General features: G+C 73.6%; 17 protein-coding genes and 1 pseudogene. 9 read left to right on the top strand and 9 right to left on the bottom strand.

Annotated features, from left to right (window positions below):
• Window positions 1-931: LacI family DNA-binding transcriptional regulator (locus F8271_RS23320; protein ID WP_151491961.1), on the bottom strand; the 931-nt coding region annotated here is incomplete at its 3' end.
• A gap of 132 nt (window positions 932-1,063) precedes the next feature.
• Here F8271_RS23320 and F8271_RS23315 point away from each other — a divergent pair.
• The 4 genes from F8271_RS23315 to F8271_RS23300 all read left to right on the top strand — a co-directional run bounded on the left by F8271_RS23315 (window position 1,064) and on the right by F8271_RS23300 (window position 5,324).
• Window positions 1,064-2,020, top strand: a complete 957-nt coding sequence (locus tag F8271_RS23315; protein ID WP_192580419.1) for a LamG-like jellyroll fold domain-containing protein — start codon at window positions 1,064-1,066, stop codon at window positions 2,018-2,020.
• Between the two features lie 37 nt (window positions 2,021-2,057).
• Window positions 2,058-4,160 (top strand): sorbosone dehydrogenase family protein, encoded by a 2,103-nt coding sequence (locus F8271_RS23310; protein WP_151491959.1) that lies wholly within the window; start codon window positions 2,058-2,060, stop codon window positions 4,158-4,160.
• A gap of 113 nt (window positions 4,161-4,273) precedes the next feature.
• Entirely contained in the window at window positions 4,274-4,756 is a 483-nt protein-coding gene (locus F8271_RS23305) for a molybdenum cofactor biosysynthesis protein (protein ID WP_151491958.1), read from the top strand.
• A 40-nt stretch (window positions 4,757-4,796) separates the two neighbouring features.
• Window positions 4,797-5,324, top strand: a complete 528-nt coding sequence (locus tag F8271_RS23300) for an SUKH-4 family immunity protein (RefSeq protein WP_151491957.1) — start codon at window positions 4,797-4,799, stop codon at window positions 5,322-5,324.
• A 15-nt stretch (window positions 5,325-5,339) separates the two neighbouring features.
• Here F8271_RS23300 and F8271_RS23295 read toward each other — a convergent pair whose 3' ends face one another.
• On the bottom strand, window positions 5,340-5,717 hold the full coding sequence (locus F8271_RS23295) for a nuclear transport factor 2 family protein (RefSeq protein WP_151491956.1): 378 nt from the start codon (window positions 5,715-5,717) through the stop codon (window positions 5,340-5,342).
• Window positions 5,718-5,879: 162 nt separating this feature from the next.
• Here F8271_RS23295 and F8271_RS23290 point away from each other — a divergent pair, with 162 nt between their 5' ends.
• On the top strand, window positions 5,880-7,412 hold the full coding sequence (locus tag F8271_RS23290; RefSeq protein ID WP_151491955.1) for a PP2C family protein-serine/threonine phosphatase: 1,533 nt from the start codon (window positions 5,880-5,882) through the stop codon (window positions 7,410-7,412).
• 16 nt (window positions 7,413-7,428) lie between these two features.
• On the opposite strand, the gene F8271_RS23285 is transcribed toward F8271_RS23290, so the two are convergent.
• From F8271_RS23285 to F8271_RS23270, 4 genes are all read right to left on the bottom strand, one after another.
• The gene (locus F8271_RS23285) at window positions 7,429-7,848 is read right to left on the bottom strand and encodes an ATP-binding protein (protein WP_151491954.1); all 420 of its coding nucleotides are present in this window, start codon (window positions 7,846-7,848) and stop codon (window positions 7,429-7,431) included.
• Window positions 7,848-8,180, bottom strand: a complete 333-nt coding sequence (locus F8271_RS23280) for an STAS domain-containing protein (protein WP_151491953.1) — start codon at window positions 8,178-8,180, stop codon at window positions 7,848-7,850. The genes F8271_RS23285 and F8271_RS23280 overlap by 1 nt, the downstream gene beginning before the upstream one ends.
• A gap of 133 nt (window positions 8,181-8,313) precedes the next feature.
• Window positions 8,314-9,150 carry an oxidoreductase gene (locus tag F8271_RS23275; RefSeq protein WP_151491952.1) on the bottom strand — a complete coding sequence of 279 codons (837 nt, stop codon included), beginning with the start codon at window positions 9,148-9,150 and terminating at the stop codon, window positions 8,314-8,316.
• 34 nt (window positions 9,151-9,184) lie between these two features.
• Window positions 9,185-9,517: a nuclear transport factor 2 family protein gene (locus F8271_RS23270; RefSeq protein ID WP_151491951.1), complete on the bottom strand. Its 333-nt coding sequence runs from the start codon at window positions 9,515-9,517 to the stop codon at window positions 9,185-9,187.
• 165 nt (window positions 9,518-9,682) lie between these two features.
• On the opposite strand from F8271_RS23270, the gene F8271_RS23265 reads away from it, so the two are divergent.
• On the top strand, window positions 9,683-10,069 hold the full coding sequence (locus F8271_RS23265; protein WP_151491950.1) for a DUF2267 domain-containing protein: 387 nt from the start codon (window positions 9,683-9,685) through the stop codon (window positions 10,067-10,069).
• A gap of 50 nt (window positions 10,070-10,119) precedes the next feature.
• Here F8271_RS23265 and F8271_RS23260 read toward each other — a convergent pair whose 3' ends face one another.
• The gene (locus F8271_RS23260) at window positions 10,120-10,944 is read right to left on the bottom strand and encodes a copper resistance protein CopC (RefSeq protein WP_192580418.1); all 825 of its coding nucleotides are present in this window, start codon (window positions 10,942-10,944) and stop codon (window positions 10,120-10,122) included.
• Window positions 10,945-11,047: 103 nt separating this feature from the next.
• Here F8271_RS23260 and F8271_RS23255 point away from each other — a divergent pair, with 103 nt between their 5' ends.
• From F8271_RS23255 to F8271_RS23245, 3 genes are read left to right on the top strand one after another with little or no spacing between them, the layout of a single operon-like run.
• Window positions 11,048-11,515, top strand: coding sequence for a hypothetical protein (locus tag F8271_RS23255; RefSeq protein WP_151491948.1), 468 nt, complete (start codon window positions 11,048-11,050; stop codon window positions 11,513-11,515).
• A gap of 5 nt (window positions 11,516-11,520) precedes the next feature.
• On the top strand, window positions 11,521-12,858 hold the full coding sequence (locus F8271_RS23250) for a hypothetical protein (RefSeq protein WP_151491947.1): 1,338 nt from the start codon (window positions 11,521-11,523) through the stop codon (window positions 12,856-12,858).
• A 43-nt stretch (window positions 12,859-12,901) separates the two neighbouring features.
• Window positions 12,902-13,669 carry a nucleotidyltransferase domain-containing protein gene (locus tag F8271_RS23245; protein ID WP_151491946.1) on the top strand — a complete coding sequence of 256 codons (768 nt, stop codon included), beginning with the start codon at window positions 12,902-12,904 and terminating at the stop codon, window positions 13,667-13,669.
• A 12-nt stretch (window positions 13,670-13,681) separates the two neighbouring features.
• On the opposite strand, the gene F8271_RS23240 is transcribed toward F8271_RS23245, so the two are convergent.
• Window positions 13,682-15,076, bottom strand: coding sequence for an NAD(P)/FAD-dependent oxidoreductase (locus F8271_RS23240; RefSeq protein WP_151491945.1), 1,395 nt, complete (start codon window positions 15,074-15,076; stop codon window positions 13,682-13,684).
• Between the two features lie 249 nt (window positions 15,077-15,325).
• Window positions 15,326-15,811 (bottom strand): annotated as a pseudogene (locus F8271_RS23235) (hypothetical protein); the annotation flags it as partial.

Genomic DNA, 15,811 nt, shown 5'->3' with positions numbered 1-15,811 from the left:
CGGTGCGGCCCATCTCGGTCATCGGCAGCCGGATGGTGGTGAGGCTGGGGGCGAGGTCGGCGGCCACCGAGACGTCGTCGAAGCCGACGACCGACATCCGTGTCGGCACCGGCACGCGGCGGGATCGCAGTGTCGACAGCACGCCCATGGCCATCGCGTCGTTGAGGGCGATGATCGCGGTGGTTTCCGGGTGCTCGTTGAGGATCTGCTCGGTGGCCGCCCGCCCGCCTCCCCGGGTGAAGTCGCCGTGCACGACGGCCAGGTCGGCGGCGGGCAGCCCGCGCAGCCGTACGGCCGACGCCACACCGGCGAGCCGGTCGGCGACGGTGGTGAGACCGGCGCTGCCCGCGGCGACCGCGATCCGTCGGTGCCCGAGATCCATCAGGTGCTGGGCGAGCGCGAAACCGCCGGCCTCGTTGTCCGGCAGGACGGCGTCGACGCCGAGCGCGTGCCGTCCGATGGCGGCGACCCGGCCGCCGTGCTCCTGGAACGCCGCCAGCTCGGCGCGGGCCTCGGCCTCCACCCGCGGGTCGTCGTACCCCGAGCCGCCGATCAGGATGATGCCGACCCGCTGGGCGATGAGGTGACGAAGCTGTTGCAGCTCGTAGCCGGGGTCGCGGCCGGACTGGCAGATCTGCACGAGCAGTCCCTGTTCGGCGGCGAGGTGGATGACGCCGGCGGCGATCTCGGAGAAGTAGGGGTCGTCGACCTGGTGGACGATCAGTCCGACCGTGGAGCTGGCGCCCCCGGCCAGGGTGCGGGCGTACGGGTTGGCGACGTAGCCCAGCTCGCGGGCGATCCGCCGGATCCGGTCGGCCACCTCGGCGCTGACCCCGTCGCGGCCGGCGAGGGCACGGGAGGCGGTCGCCAACGAGACGGCGGCGTGTTCGGCCACGTCCACGAGGCGCGGCCGTTGGCTGGCCCTCGGCATCCGCAACTTCCCGGAAACATCCATGTCACCTGATCTGTTGCCAGTGACGTTCATCGAAGCCTAGGGTACGTAAGCGCTTACGTAAGCGGTTACGTAGCCGGCACCGCCGTGCCACGAAACGAGGTGAACGCGATGTCCAGGGCCAGACGAGCCGCCGTCGCCACCGTCTCCCTGCTGGCGACCGGCGCGCTGACCGGCGCCGGCGCGCCGCCGGCGCAGGCGGATCGGAGCATCTCGCACGACGTCCACCCGGCCCTGCGAGCGCACCTGGTGGCCGCGTACGACTTCGACCACCCGGTGCCCGGCGACCCCGCGCTGGAGCGCGACCAGGGCCGCTCCGGCACCGAGATCGAACTGATCAACGGTGGCGCCGCCATGCGGGTGCCGGACCGCGCCTACCGGGGCAGCCGCAACGCGGTGCAGACCCGGCAGGTCGACCCGGCGGTCGCCGGCAACGACGACTGGAAGGCCGGCACCTGGTCGGCCAGCGGAGTACGCACGCTGCGCGCGTTCAGCGCCACCGGCGGCACCACCGTGATGGGCTGGTTCAAGCTGAACATGGACAGCCCGCTGCCCAACTCCACCACCGCCGACCCGGACGACCGGTACAACGCGATCGGCCTGGCCGGGGTGCTGACCGGCGACTCGGACGGTCACGGCGTCCGCGCCCTGCTGGAGCTGATCGACGTCGACGGGGACCTGCGCCTCGTCGCGCTCGGCCGACGCCTCGACGGCGGCAACTCGCAGACCTTCGCCGCGAGCCGGGACTGGCGGGAGCTGCTGCCGGCGGGGGAGTGGGTGCACCTCGCCGCCACCTTCGACTTCGGCACCGGCGCGCTCGCCCTCTACCGCGACGGCGAACCGGTGGACGGCTTCTACACCCGCACCGACGACCCCTGGCTCGTGTCGGGGCCCGGCCCGCACGTGACCACCGCCTCCGACCCCCGGGGCATCAAGATCGGCGGGAGCTTTCCGCAGGACACGCTGGAGCGCAACCCGTGCGACTGCCGCATGGACGGCCTGATGTTCCTCGACAGCGTGGTCTCCGCGAACGACGTGCGGAGGCAGTACCGCCACCTGGCCCGCTGACCACCCTCGGCACCGTCCCACCGAGAAGGAGACATGCGTGCGCACCCTGCACCGCCGCGCCGGCAGAATCCGCCGGCCCGCCCTGAGGGCCGGCCTCACCGCCCTCGTGCTGGTCCTGTCCACCCTGGTCGCCACACCCGCCCGGGCCGCCGACGCGGTCTACGACCCGATCCCCGAGATGCCGGTCCAGTCCCGCCTCGGGCTGGTCCTCAGTGAGTACGCCAGCTTCCCGCAGTCGTACCCCACTCCGGCGCCGACCGATCAGCGGCTCATGCGTACCGCCCGGATCAACACGGTCATGGAGCTGCCCGACGGCTCCGGCCGGCGGGCGGTGCCCGACCTGAACGGCAACCTGTACCTGGTCGAGAACGGCGTGCCGCACGTCTACCTGGACGTGGCGGCGACGTTCGCGCCGCGGTTCTTCTCCGGCCGTGGTCTCGGCCAGGGCTTCGGGTACGTCGCGTTCCATCCGGAGTTCGGCGTCAACGGCCGGTTCTACACCATCCACACCGAGTTGGCGTCGGCGACGACCACCGTGCCGGACTACGCCCAGCCCGGCACCGTCTACCACGGCGTCATCACCGAGTGGACGGCCACCGACCCGGGCGCCGCCACCTTCGCAGGCACCCGCCGGGAGGTGCTGCGCATCGGCTTCGGCGGCCAGGTGCACGGCATCCAGGAGATCAACTTCAACCCGACGGCCAAGCGCCACGACCGCGACTACGGCCTGCTCTACCTCGCCGTCGGCGACGGTGGCCTGGGCGCGCGCAACACCGACCCGCAGAACCTCGGCCTGCCGCACGGCAAGCTGCTGCGGATCGACCCGCGGGGCAGCAACTCCACCAACGGCCGGTACGGCATCCCGGCCACCAACCCGTTCGTCGGCCGGACCGGGGCACTCGGCGAGATCTACGCCGTGGGCTTCCGCGACCCGCACCGGTTCAGCTGGGACCGGGCGACCGGCCGGATGTACCTCGGGCACATCGGTGAACACGCCGTCGAGGCGATCTACGAGGTCCGTGCCGGCGACAACTTCGGCTGGAGCGAGCGCGAGGGGTCCTTCGTGTTCGACAGGGCGGCCACCAACCCGTGCGACCGGCTGTTCCCGCTGCCCGCCGACGACGAGCGGTACGGCTACACGTACCCCGTCGCCGCGTACGACCACGACCCCGCCGCGGACTGGAACTGCACCGCGGACGTCGGCGTCGCGGTGGCCGGCGGGTTCGTCTACCGGGGACGCGCGCTGCCCGCGCTGCGCGGCAAGTACGTCTTCGGTGACCTGGTCGACGGCCGGGTGCTCTACACCGAGGCGAACGAGATGCGCCGCGGCCGGGGTCTGGCCCCGATCCACCAGCTCGCGCTGTTCGGCGCGGCGGGTGGCCCGGTGCGGATGCGCGACCTCTCCGGCCCTGGCGCTCCGGGCGATCCCAACCGGGTCGACCTGCGCTTCGGCACCGACGCCGCCGGCGAGCTGTACCTTGTCGCCAAGGCCAACGGGAAGATCTGGAAGGTCACCGGCACGCGGGTGGTCGCCGACGGCGACGTCGGGAACACCACTCTGCGCCGTACCGCCGGGGCCTCGAACTGGGCGCCGGTCACGCCGGCCAAGTGGCAGTTCACCCGCGACGAGGTCATCCTCGCGGAGGCCGGGGAGAGCCGGCCGGGTCCGCGCCGGCCATTCGAGTACGCGGTGCTGACCGCCGGCCCGGCCTGGTCGTCGGTGCGGGTCGACGCCCGGGTACGCCTCGACACTCCGGTGGAGGTGACCAACCGGGACGTGATCATCGTCTTCGGGTGGCGCTCGGACACCGAGTTCTACTACGCCCACCTCTCCACCGACAACACGATCTACCCGCACAACGGCATCTTCAAGGTCAACAACGCCGACCGGGAACGCATCGACCACCAGTGGAACGGCCGGTCCCGTGGCGCCAACCCGGCGATCACCGATGCCGACTGGCACCGAGTCCGGGTGGTGCACCTGCCGGCCACCGGGGAGATCGCGGTCTACGTCGACGGGCACCGCGACCCGCTGATGACGGCGAAGGACACCACCTTCGGCTCCGGGCGGGTGGGCTTCGGCTCGTTCGACAACGTGGGTCGACTGCGGCACCTGACCGTCACCGGCACCCCGGCCTGAGCGCCGTGACGGTGCGACGGCGGCCCCCGCGTCGCCGTCGCACCGTCGTGCGCCCTCAGCGCGCTGCGCCGACTCGGCCCGCGCGGGGCCGTCCGGTTCGTAGAATCCCTGCCATGCCGGAGATCGTCGAGTTGCTGGCCTCGCCCGTGCACCGCTTCCTGGGCCGGCCCGCGGACGGTCCGGCCCAGGCCCCGCCCGGTGAGCTGGTCGACAGGGTCCAGATCCGGGCCGGCCTCGGCGTCGTCGGCGACCGGTACTTCGGCCAGCAGGCGCACCGCGACGCCAGCGTGACGGTCATCGCCCAGGAGTCCCTGCCGCCCGGCATCGGGCTGGCGGAGGTCCGCCGCAACATCCTCACCAACGGGATCGCGGTGGACGAGCTGATCGGCAGGGTGCTCGTCCTCGACTCCGGAGACGGTCCGGTCAGCCTGCGGGTCAACCGCGCGGCGCGACCGTGCGCCTGGATGGACGTCACGGTCGGGCCGGGGGCATGGAAGGCTCTGCGCACCACGGGTGGCATCCGCTGCACACCCCTCAACGACGGCACGCTGCGCGTCGGCCCGGTCGACATCACCGTCGAGCGGGTGCCCGCGTGAGGCCCGCACCGGGCGGGCCAGGACCATCCGGAGGTGGTGGATGACTCCCGATCTGCGTCAGCTCATCGGCGAGCTGCGGGCCGACCTGGTCGCGGACGAGCCGGCGAGCCTGGAGTACGCCGACATCGGCGAGGGTGCCGGCATCGACGTCGTGCCGGCGGGCCTCCCCGCCGACCTGCGGGATCTGCTGCTGGTGGCCGACGGGCTGCGCGCCGGCCGGGTCGAGCTGGCGTCCACGTCGACCCTCGCCGGTCTCCAGCATCACCTCGACCACGCGCCGGACTTCTCGTCCATCCCCGAGGACCGGGCGGGCTGGCTCGTGATCGGCACCCACAGCGACGAGCCGATCTTCATGGACCGCGGCACCGGCGCGGTCTGGTTCTTCCCGCCGACCGGCACCGAGTGGTTCATGTCCGACGCGTTCGAGGAACTGGCCCCCGACCTGGGCTCCTTCGTCGACTACTACGTCCTCGGCCCGGGCTACGCCGAGCTGACCCCGGCCGCCGACCGGTGGTTCGCCTTCCTCGACGAGCAGGGCCTGCTCGACGAGGACGACGGCGGGCCGTGACCGGAGTCGGGCCGGTCAGACCGGGCTGATGTGCGCGGCGAGGACCCGCCAGCCGTGCGGGTCGTCGTGGACCCAGGTCCGGGTGTAGCGCAGGCGCGCCGCGAACGCTGCCCCCTCGAACACACCGGCCACCCGGCCCAGGAAGAACGTCACCCCGGTCGAGCCGACGACGAGCAGGTCCAGCTCCTCCTCGACCAGCTCCTCGATCACCGAGCTGCGGTCCCGGTATGCGGCGAGGTCGTCCTCCTTGCGGTACGCGCGACCGTCCGGGCCGATGGCGAGCAACTGGTCGACAAGCAACTGGTCGAGGGCGTCGACGTCGCCGGCCCGCTGGGCGGCCTGCAGGGTCCGCTCGGCATCGAGCAGTTCGGCCTCGCGTGCGCTGTCCGGCATGGTGCCGTCCTCCCGGTCGGGTCCAGCCGGCGCCACCATCCGACCGGCTGTCCGCATTGTGGCAGCCGGCGTGGCCCGGACGGGGGCGGATCGGCCTCCGGGCGGCTCGGGTCGACGCGTCGGGGCGTGGGCGGGCGCCCGGCCGGTGACTAGGCTGCTGTCGTGACAGACCGACTCGCGCGGGACGCCGACGCGGCCCGCCCCGTCGAGGCCGTCGTCCGGGAGATCCTCGCGGTCGTACCGGCCGGCTGCACCTGGCTGCTCCCGGTGCACCACGACGGGGTGGTCGCCGACTTCCGGGTCGCGGCCACCAGCGGACAGGGCAACGACATCTACGGCCGCGGAGTCGACCGGGTAGGCGGGTTGCTCAGCGACCTGTACCCGAGCATGGTCGACGGCCCCCTCTGGCAGCTGTACCACGAGGTGCTCGCCACCGGGTCGCCCGGCCGGCTGGCCGACTTCCGGTACGCGGAGAAGCGCGCGGGAGTCGTGGCCGACTCGCAGTTCGACGTGTACGTCGACCGGGTGCTCGGTGGCCTGCTCGTCTCCTGGCGACGGCTCGACGAGGACCGGCGTCGGTTGGAGCGCACCGAGCTGCTGGGCAGCCTGGGCTGGGCCGAGTACGACCTGGCCAGCGGGGTCAGCGAGTGGTCGCCCGGGATGTACCGGATCTTCGAACGGGATCCGGCGCTCGGTCCGCTGTCCCGGGCCGAGCAGTCGGCCGCCATGCTCCCCGACGACCAGATGCTGGGCGAGGCGGCCTGGCAGACGATGGACAGCGGGGGGTCCTCGGACGTCACGGTCCGGTTCCAGGCGGCGGGATCGGTGAAGTATCTGCGGATCCTCTCCGGTGCCTCCCGGGACGCGGCCGGCGCACCCCTGAAGATCCACGCCGTGGTGCAGGACGTGACGGCCCGGGTAGATTCGCGGACCGCCATCGAACAACTCAGCGACCAGCTCCGGACGCGGGAGATCACGGCGCTGGCCGAGCATCGGCTGGCCGGGCAGCTGCAGAACCTGATCCAGCCGGTGCCCCGCGACCCGTTGCGCCTGGCCGGCCTGGAGGCGATGGTCACCTACCTGCCGGCGGAGAGCGCCGCCCAGGTGGGCGGGGACTGGTACCACGCCCAGACCCTGCCGGACGGCACGGTCGTGCTCGCCGTCGGCGACGTCGCCGGTCACGGGCTGGACGCCGCCAGCGGGATGGCGCACCTGCGGTTCGCGCTGGTGGCCTGGCTGGCGATCGACATCCGGGACCCGTCGGTGCTGCTCGGCCACCTCAACCGACTCTGCGTCCAGCTCGCGATCACCGCGACCGCCGTGGTCGCCGTCTACGATCCGACGACCCGGGTGCTCTGCTGGGCGCGCGCCGGGCACCTGGCGCCGCTGCTGTCGCGGGCCGGCGAGACCGGCCCGCTCGACCTTCCGCCCGGTCTGCTGCTGGGTGCCGGCACCGACTCGGCGTACCCGGTGCGTACGCCACGCCTGCGCCCCGACGACCTGGTGCTGTTCTACACCGACGGGCTGGTGGAACGCCGGGTGCCCACCGAGGCGCTGCTGGACCGGGTGGCCGCGACGTTGTCCGCGTTCACCGCCGCGCCGGGGGAGCAGACCCTCGATCGGCTGCGTGAGCTGCTGCACCACCCCAACCCGGACGACGACACCTGCACCCTGGCCGTGCGTGTGCTGCCCTGAGCCGCCCCCGGGCGGGTCACAGACCCAGCCGGATCCGCACGACGGTCCCCTCCGGCGTGCCGAACACCGCGACCTCGTCGCAGACCTGCTCGACGATGGCGAGCCCCCGACCCCGTACCGCCTCGGCGGCCGGCATGGCCCGACCGAACGACCGCGTCGGCCCCTGGTCGACGATGTCGCAGAACAGGTGACCCGCCTCGGCCCACAGCCGGACCTGGCCGCCGCCGGTGGTGTGCTGCAACGTGTTCGTGGCCAGCTCACTCACGGCAAGCGCCAGCAGGTCGACTCGCTCGGGCGGCAGGCCCCGGGCCAGGGCACCGGCGCAGACGAACGCGCGCAACGCACGCAGGTCGGTCGCCACCCGGTACGCCATGGTGTCCGTCACCGGGGTGGACGTGGGCTGCTCGGTCACGGTCTCCCGTCGGTCGGCCGCCATCAGCCCGCCAGCCGCGAATCGTCGGCGGGTGGGCTCAGCAGGTCGCCCACGCCGGTGATGTCCAGCAGGGTGGCGACCGCCCCGGCGGCGTTGACCGCGTAGAGCCGCCGGCCGTCCGCGCGCGCCGCCCGATGGGCCGTCACCAGGGTGTGCAGGCCGGTGGAGTCGAGGAACCGTAACCCGCCCACGTCGACCACCACGACCGGTGCGCCGCGTACCGCCGAGGCCAGTACCGTGGTCAGCTCGTCCCGGGCGGCCAGGTCACACTCGCCGATCAGGGTGACCACGATCCGCCCGGGTGCCGTGGACGTCCGGGCCTCGAAGTGGGGCATCGGGCAGCAGCACCCTTCCTCGTCGAGTCGGCTGTTGTCGGCACATCATGTCACCCGCCGCCGGGTGGACCGTGTCGTCCGTTCGGCGGTGATCAACAGCGACCCGTCCGATCCGCTCGGCGCGCGCTCCCGGTCAGGACCTGGCGTCGAAGACGATGGACTCGCTCAGCTCGCGCCACCGCGCGTCGGAGGCGGCGAGGGCGTCGGCCGCCGCGGTCGCGCCCGCCACGGCGTCGGCGCCGAGCAGCAGCCGCGCCGGCGGGTCGTCGACCCGGGTGATCTGGATGATCGCCTGAGCGGCGCGGGCGGGATCGCCCGGCTGGGTGCCGTTGGCCTGACGCAGGCGCTCGACGGCCGGCTCGATGACCGGCCGGTACGGCTCGCTGATCGGCAACGCGCTCATCGACGATCCGGCCCACTCGGTCCGCAGGGCACCCGGCTCGACCGCGGTGACCCGGATCCCGAACGACCCGACCTCCCTGGCGAGCACGCCGGAGAAGCCGCTCACCGCCCACTTGGCGGCCTGGTACGCGCCCAACCCGATGCTCGCCACCCGGCTGCCGACACTGGAGACCTGGACGATGTGCCCACGCCGCTGCTCGCGCATCGGCGGCAGGGCGGCCCGGGACAGGTTGACCACCCCGAAGAAGTTGGCCTCGATCTGCGCCCGGAACGCGTCCTCCGAGATGTCCTCGATCGCGGCGACGTCGGCGTACCCGGCGTTGTTCACCAGGATGTCCAGTCTGCCGAAGGCGTCCACCGCGTCGCTGACCACGGTCCGGGCCGCGGCGGGGTCGGTGACGTCGAGAGACACCGTCCGGACCTGGTCGCCGTACCGGTCGGCGAGGTCGGCGAGCTGCGTCGGGTTGCGGGCGGTGGCGACGAGCCGGTCGCCGTCGGCCAGCACGGCCTCGGCGAGCGCCCGACCGAGGCCGGTGGAACAACCGGTGATGAGCCAGACTCGCGACACGCCGGCTCCTCCTGTCGGGCGGACCCGCCGCGTGCTACGGGCGGATGTCCAGGGCGCCGATCAGGCCGTCGCGCACAGTGAACCGGTACCGCAGCTCGACCGGACTGCCGGGAAAAGTGCCGCTCACCCGGGCGAGCACCTGATACGAGTCGCCCGCCTGCGGCGTGACCCGCAGCGGTTCGGCCGTGTACGAGTAGCTGTCCATCGTCTTCTGCCGCCAGGCACGGATCGACGCCCGCCCGTCGTAGAGCCGGTCCTCGTCGGCCACACTCGCCGTGTCGGCGAAGCAGGCGACGAAGGCGTCCAGGTCGCCGTCGTCGACGGCCCGGAAGTACCGGTCGATCACGTCGGGCAGGTCGACCGCCATCTGCTCCTCCTGCGCCGCGGGCCGCCCTCGGGCAGCCGCCGTTTCCCGGTCCACCCCACCGTACGAGACGGGGTCGGGGTGGCGCGGAGCAACGAACAGAACGTGCCGGGTTTGTCGCCGCCGGGCTCGGGTAGCCACGCGCCTTACGGACCGAGAGGCGGGGGTATGGCCGAGCTGACGTTCGTCGACAAGGTTGCCGCACGGGCGAATGTGTCGCCGGAGCAGGCGCGTCCGCTGACCGAGGCGGTCCTGCGTACCCTCACCGAGCGACTGAGCGGCGGGGAGGCCGCGGCGCTCGCACCCCACCTGGCCAACGAGCTGAGCCCGCTGCTGGTCAAGGCCGCCGAGCCGCCGGAGGCGTTCGGCTTCGACGAGTTCCTGCGCAGGGTGGCCGACCGCGCCGGCGTCGACCGGCCCGCCGCCGAGCGGGGCACCCGGGCCGTCCTCCAGACGATGCACCGGGTGGTCGGGCACCGGGAGTTCGAGGACGCGCTGTCCCAACTCCCGGCGGACCTGCGGGCGTTGGCGCAGCCGCTGCCGCACGGTCCCTGACCGTCCGGGGCGGGGCCTGACCGTCTGCCGGTCAGACCCCGCCATCGGTGCTAGCGTCGGCCACGGCGTGCCGGCTTGCGGCTCGAGCCGCCACGTTGGCGGGAGGTGCCGCCGGACTGGCGGGTGGCGCCCCGGGGTCGACGCGCGGCGCCGGTCGGCCGACCCGGGGCGGGCCTGCGCCGGGCCGCCACCACGATGATCGCGCCCACGACCACCACCAGGCCGGCGGGTAGCAGCCACGGCGGCAGCCCACCCTCGGACGGCGACGGCGCGGTCGGCTCCGCCACCGGCGCACCGGTCGTGGCCGGCGCGGCGGGCGCCGAGTGCTCGCCCTCGGCCAGCGCGAGCAGCGCCGGCTCCGGGCCGTTCGTGGGTGCCGTCCAACCGGCCGGCGCCGCCGTGCCCGGGCCCTGGTAGTCGAACGTGACGGCACCCCGCACCTCCTCACCGTCGGAGGCGACGGAGAGGTAGGTCGCGGTGTACTTGCCCTTCGCCGGCCAGTGCGCCACGGTCACCACGGCCGGGAAGCCGGTGTGGTACAGCCGGGGCTCGAACACCCCGTTGACCATGAAGTACTCCGTGATGGGCTTGTCCAGGCGCTTCGGCTCACCGAACGACCAGCCATTGTCCACCCGCGACCCGTTCGGCCCGGTGATGGTGAAGTGGGCGTTGGCGGCCGGCTTCTCGGTGAAGTACAACGCGACCTGTGCCAGCGGCTCGCGCACCACGGTGCCGGTCAGCGGGGTGGAGGTCGCCAACTGGCCGTGTGCGAACGCCGGGGCCGCGGGCAGCAGCAGCGACACCACCGCCGTCGCGGCCACCGCCACCGCGGCTCGGGTCAGGACGTTACGGACAGTGACCAGCCTCGATCGCATTCGTTCATCATGGTCATTTCCCCGCCGGCGAACAAGACGTAGAGTTCGCATCCCCGACGATCTGTCCGACCCCCGTCCCCCTCGCGTCGTTCGGAGTCCGCCCGTGCTCGTCCGTACCCCCGCCGCCCGCACGTCCGCCGTCCTCACCGCTGCCCTGCTCACCGCCGTGCTCGCCACCGGGTGCGGGCAGGACGACGACCCGTCCGTGGCCACCCCCTCGGCGGCACCGACGTCCGCGGCCCCGCCGAGCGCCGCCACCACCGCGGCGGTGAGCCCGACGCCGGCCGCCACCACCAGCACCCCGGCCGTGGACCGGGAGATCACCGTGAAGATCGCGAAGCGGCGGATCGACCCGCCGACCGGGCGGGTCACCGTCGGTAAGGGCGAGCTGGTCCGGATCACGGTCACGTCGGACGTCTCCGACGAGCTGCACGTGCACGGGTACGACCTGGGCGCCCGGCTGCCGGCCGGCGCACCCGGCTCGGTGGAGTTCCGCGCCGACAAGACCGGGCTGTTCGAGGTGGAGACCCACGAGACCGAGCTGGTGCTGTTCCAGCTCGTCGTCCGCTGAGCGGAATGACCGCCACTCCCACGCTGCTGGCGCACGGCGTCGGCGGGCGGCAGGACCTGCCGATCACCCTGCCGCAGCTCGTCGTCGCCGCCGCGTTGACCCTCGTCGTCACGTTCCTCGCGCTGGGTCTGCTCTGGCGAGAGCCGCGACTCGACCGGGACGCGACCGGCGGCCGTCCGGTGCCGCGCTGGCTGGCCGGCCTCGTCGACGCGCCCGCCGTCCGGTGGGCGCTGCGCGGACTCGGCCTGCTCGCCGCCGCCTGGTTCGGCCTGGGCCTGGCCGGCCCGGACACCGCCGACAACCCGACGGCGGGCGCTCTCTACGTGCTGCTCTGGGTCGGGCTGGTGCCCGCGTCGCTGCTGCTCGGCCCGGTCTGGCGGGCCGTCAACCCGCTGCGAACCCTGCACCTGCTGGCCGCACTCGCGGCACGGCGCGACCCGGAGCGCGGCGTCCGCGACCTGCCGGTCGGCGTCGGGATCTGGCCGGCCGCCGGCACCCTGTTCGGCTTCGTCTGGCTGGAACTGGTCGCACCCGACCGGGCCACCCTGCCGGTGATTACCGCCTGGCTCGCCGGGTACGCCGTGGTCCTGTTGGTCGGGGCCGCGCTGTTCGGTTCCGGCTGGTTCGACCGGGCCGACCCGTTCGAGGCGTACAGCACGCTGATCGGTCAGGTCGCCCCGATCGGCCGGGCCGCCGACGGTGTGCTGGTGTGGCGCAACCCCCTCGACGGCATGGCCGGCCTGCGACCGCGCCCCGGGCTGGTCGCCGTGGTGGTCGTGCTGCTGGGCTCCACCATGTACGACAGCCTTTCCAACGCGCCCGGCTGGCTGCGCTTCACCCAGGAGAACGGCCTGCCCCCGGCGGTCACCGGCAGCGCCGGGCTGACGCTGGTCATCGCCGCCGTCGCCATCGCGTACCTCGCCGCCACCGGCGCCGCGGCCCGTATCGGCGGCGCCGGACCGGTTCAGGCCCGTGACGTGCCGGGCGAGATCGCCCACTCCATCGTGCCGATCGCCGTGGGGTACGTGGTGGCGCACTACTACTCGTTGCTGATCCTGGAGGGCCAGCGCACCGTCGCGCTGCTGTCCGACCCGCTCGGCACCGGTGCCAACTGGCTCGGCACCGCCGGCTGGCAGCCGCACACCGGCCTGGTCACACCCTCCGGGGTGGCCACCCTCCAGATCACCGTCATCATCCTCGGGCACCTGATCGGCACCCTGCTCGCCCACGACCGCGCCCTGTACCTGTTCCCCCGGGCCCGGGCGGTCGCCGGCCAGCTGCCCCTGCTGGCGCTGATGGTCGCGTACACCGTCGCCGGCCTGCTGCTGCTGTACGCGGGATAGACCCGGCTGCGGGCCGCCGCCGTCCGCACGCCACGATGAGGGCGTGGACTCGGATCTTCAGCGCTACCTCGCCGACCTGGTCGCCGCCGCCCGGGACGTGCTCGGCGACGACCTGGTCGGCGCGTACGCGGCCGGCTCGGTGGGGCTCGGCGCGTACCAGCCCGGCCGCAGCGACGTGGACGTGGCGTTGGTCTGCGCCGGGCCGTTGACCGGGGTGGCCAGGCGGGAGCTGGTGGCGCGGCTTCGGCACGAGGCGTTGCCCTGCCCGGCGCGTGGGCTGGAGCTGGTCGCCTACCGACGCGCGGTGGCCGCCTCCGGCACCCCGGAGCCCGGCTTCGAGGTCGAGCTGAACACGGGTGCCACGATGCCGTTCCGGTGCACCCTCGACCCGGCCGAGCGGCCGGCCGCCGACGGCCGATTCTGGTACGGGCTGGACCGCAGCATCCTGCACCAGAGCGGTCTGCCGCTGCTCGGGCCACCGGCGGGGGAGGTCTTCGCCGACCTGGCCCCGGCCGACCTGCGTCGCCTGCTGATCGAGGCGCTGTCCTGGTGGCTGGCGCTACCGACCCCGCCCGACGACCGGCCCGCTCCCGGTGCGGAGGACGCCGTCCTCGGCGCCTGCCGCTCGCTGGTGCGCCACCGCGACGGCGTCTGGTTGGCGAAGGTGGCGGCCGGGCAGCGGTTGCTCGACGCAGGCGTCGCGCCCGGGGTGATCCGCCGGGCGGTCGCCGCGCGGCACGGCGGTCCGCCGCCGACCGGCGGCCAGGCCCGCGCCTTCCAGCAGCGGGTACGCGACGAGATCGCCGGTTGAGGCCGGCCGGCGTCAGCGCACCGGGCGGGCCTGGAGCGAGGCAAAGAGGAGATTGAGGCCCTCGGCCATGGTCGGATGGGTGATGACGGCGTCCCGCAGGGCGGTCCACGGCATCCCGGCGAGCATGGCCACCTGCACCGAGGTGACCACCTCCCCGGCCTCGGCGCCGAGCAGCGCCACGCCGAGGATCCGGTCGGTGCCGGCGTCGATCACCGCCTTCCACATGCCCTCGGTCTGGCGCAGGGTGCGCGCCCGCGGGATCGCGGCGACGGGCAGACGCGCCACCTGGACGTCATACCCGGCGCGGCGCGCCTCGGTCTCGCTGAGCCCGACCCGCGCCAGCTCCGGGGTGGTGAAGACGGTGTACGGAATCAGCCGGCCGGCGGTGCTGCGACGCTCGCCCGCGAGGTTCGCCCGGATGATCCGGTAGTCGTCCAGCGAGGCGTGCGTGAACTGCGGGCTGCCCGCGACGTCCCCGGCCGCCCAGGTCCGCTCGGCGGTGGTCCGCAGGTGCTCGTCGACCACCACGAAGCCCCGCTCGCTGAGCTGGACGCCAGCGGTCTCCAGGCCGAGCCCGTCGGTGACCGGTGCCCGACCGGCCGCCACCAGCACGTCGTCCCCGGTCACCACGCTGCCGTCGTCCAGGGTCACCCGGGCGGTGCCGTCGGCGTCACGATCCACCCGGGCGACCGTCATGGCGACCCGTACGTCGATGCCGTCGTCGAGGAAGACCCGCAGCACGGCGTCGCTCACGTCGGGGTCCTCGCGGGAGAGCAGCTGAGGGGCGCCCTCGATCACCGTCACCGTGCTGCCGAACGACGCGAACATCTGCGCGAACTCCACCCCGACGGTCCCGCCGCCGAGCACCACCAGCCGGGCCGGCAACCGGTCCAGGCGCAGCAGGCTGTCGCTGGTCAGCACCCCGGCGTCGGCCAACCCGGGCACCGACGGCAGATGCGGACGCGTACCCGTGTTGATCACCACGTCGGCGCCGCGCAGCAGCCGCTCGCCACCGTCGGCCAGCGTCACGCGTACCGTCCGGGGGCCGACGAACCGGGCCTGACCGAGCACCAGGTGCAGACCGGAGTCGAGGAACTGCTGCCGGTTGGCCGCGACCATGCCCTCGACCACGTCCTGCTTGTGCGCGCGCAGCAGGTCCACATCGACCCGCCCGCCCTCGACCACCAGGCCGAGCGCTGCCGCGTGGCGCAGGTGCCGGGCAGCGCGAGCGCTGGTGACCAGCGCCTTGGTCGGGATGCACGCGACGTTGATGCAGCTACCGCCGATCATGGCCCGTTCGACCATCGCCACCCGTGCGCCGGACCGGGCGACGTCCATGCTCAGCGTCTTGCCGGCCTTGCCGCCGCCCACCACGAGCAGGTCGAAGTCCTCCGGTCGGTCGGTCACCGGGCGCTCCTCTCGGTCGCCGAATCAGACCGGCGGGTCGCCGCCGGTGCGCGACGACCCGCCCAGCCTGTCAGCTCCGAGGAGACCGTCGCCCCGGTTCCGGGCAGAATCCGCCCGCGTTCCCGCTGCGGCTCCTGAGCGTGACCAGGTGCGGAGAAGGAGGTCCCAGGCCCGTTCCTGACCTCCTTTTCCGCACCAGATCACCGAGCATGGCTGCGGGCCCTGCCCGCCGGCGTTCGCCGGCCGAGGTCAGTGTCGGGCCGTGCCGTTCTCGCTCACCGGCTGCCCGAAGGCCAGGAACGGCACCGGCGTGGGCGTGTCGGTGCCGATGCGCCGTGGGTAGGTCGGCCGGACGTCGTCGGCCGCCGGCCCGCCCGACCCGCCGGGCCGCTCGGTGTCGGCCCGGTCGTCGACCGGCTGCTCGACGTGTACGGGCTCGCCGGGTGCGTGCTCGCCGGGTGCGTCGTCGACCTGTGCGTCGTCGACCTGTGCGCGGTCGACGTGTGCGTCGTCCACGTGTGCGTGGTCGACCACCGGCCGGTCGGCGCGAGCGTGGTCGTCGGCCGGCTGTTCGGCATGCGGGTGGTCGTCGGCCGGCTGGTCGACACGAGCCTGGTCCTGCGCGGGCTGGTCAACGGCGGGGCGGTCGATGGCGATCCGGTCGAGGGCGGGCCGGTCGAGAGTGGGCCGGTCGAGGGCGGGCCGGTCGATGGCGATCCGGTCGAGGGCGGGCCG

Origin of the sequence: Micromonospora sp. ALFpr18c (assembly GCF_008868155.1) — a bacterium.
Lineage (GTDB): Bacteria > Actinomycetota > Actinomycetes > Mycobacteriales > Micromonosporaceae > Micromonospora.
Note: the sequence above shows the minus strand (reverse complement) of the source record. Positions and strands in the feature narration are given on the sequence as shown.

What these genes read in the sequence shown, in the direction of transcription:
- F8271_RS23315 (WP_192580419.1), top strand. Translation starts at nt 1,064, where the DNA reads ATGTCCAGGGCCAGACGAGCCGCCGTCGCCACCGTCTCCCTGCTGGCG.
- F8271_RS23305 (WP_151491958.1), top strand. Translation starts at nt 4,274, where the DNA reads ATGCCGGAGATCGTCGAGTTGCTGGCCTCGCCCGTGCACCGCTTCCTG.
- F8271_RS23300 (WP_151491957.1), top strand. Translation starts at nt 4,797, where the DNA reads ATGACTCCCGATCTGCGTCAGCTCATCGGCGAGCTGCGGGCCGACCTG.
- F8271_RS23295 (WP_151491956.1), bottom strand. Translation starts at nt 5,717, where the DNA reads ATGCCGGACAGCGCACGCGAGGCCGAACTGCTCGATGCCGAGCGGACC.
- F8271_RS23285 (WP_151491954.1), bottom strand. Translation starts at nt 7,848, where the DNA reads ATGGCGGCCGACCGACGGGAGACCGTGACCGAGCAGCCCACGTCCACC.
- F8271_RS23280 (WP_151491953.1), bottom strand. Translation starts at nt 8,180, where the DNA reads ATGCCCCACTTCGAGGCCCGGACGTCCACGGCACCCGGGCGGATCGTG.
- F8271_RS23270 (WP_151491951.1), bottom strand. Translation starts at nt 9,517, where the DNA reads ATGGCGGTCGACCTGCCCGACGTGATCGACCGGTACTTCCGGGCCGTC.
- F8271_RS23265 (WP_151491950.1), top strand. Translation starts at nt 9,683, where the DNA reads ATGGCCGAGCTGACGTTCGTCGACAAGGTTGCCGCACGGGCGAATGTG.
- F8271_RS23260 (WP_192580418.1), bottom strand. Translation starts at nt 10,944, where the DNA reads ATGCGATCGAGGCTGGTCACTGTCCGTAACGTCCTGACCCGAGCCGCG.
- F8271_RS23250 (WP_151491947.1), top strand. Translation starts at nt 11,521, where the DNA reads ATGACCGCCACTCCCACGCTGCTGGCGCACGGCGTCGGCGGGCGGCAG.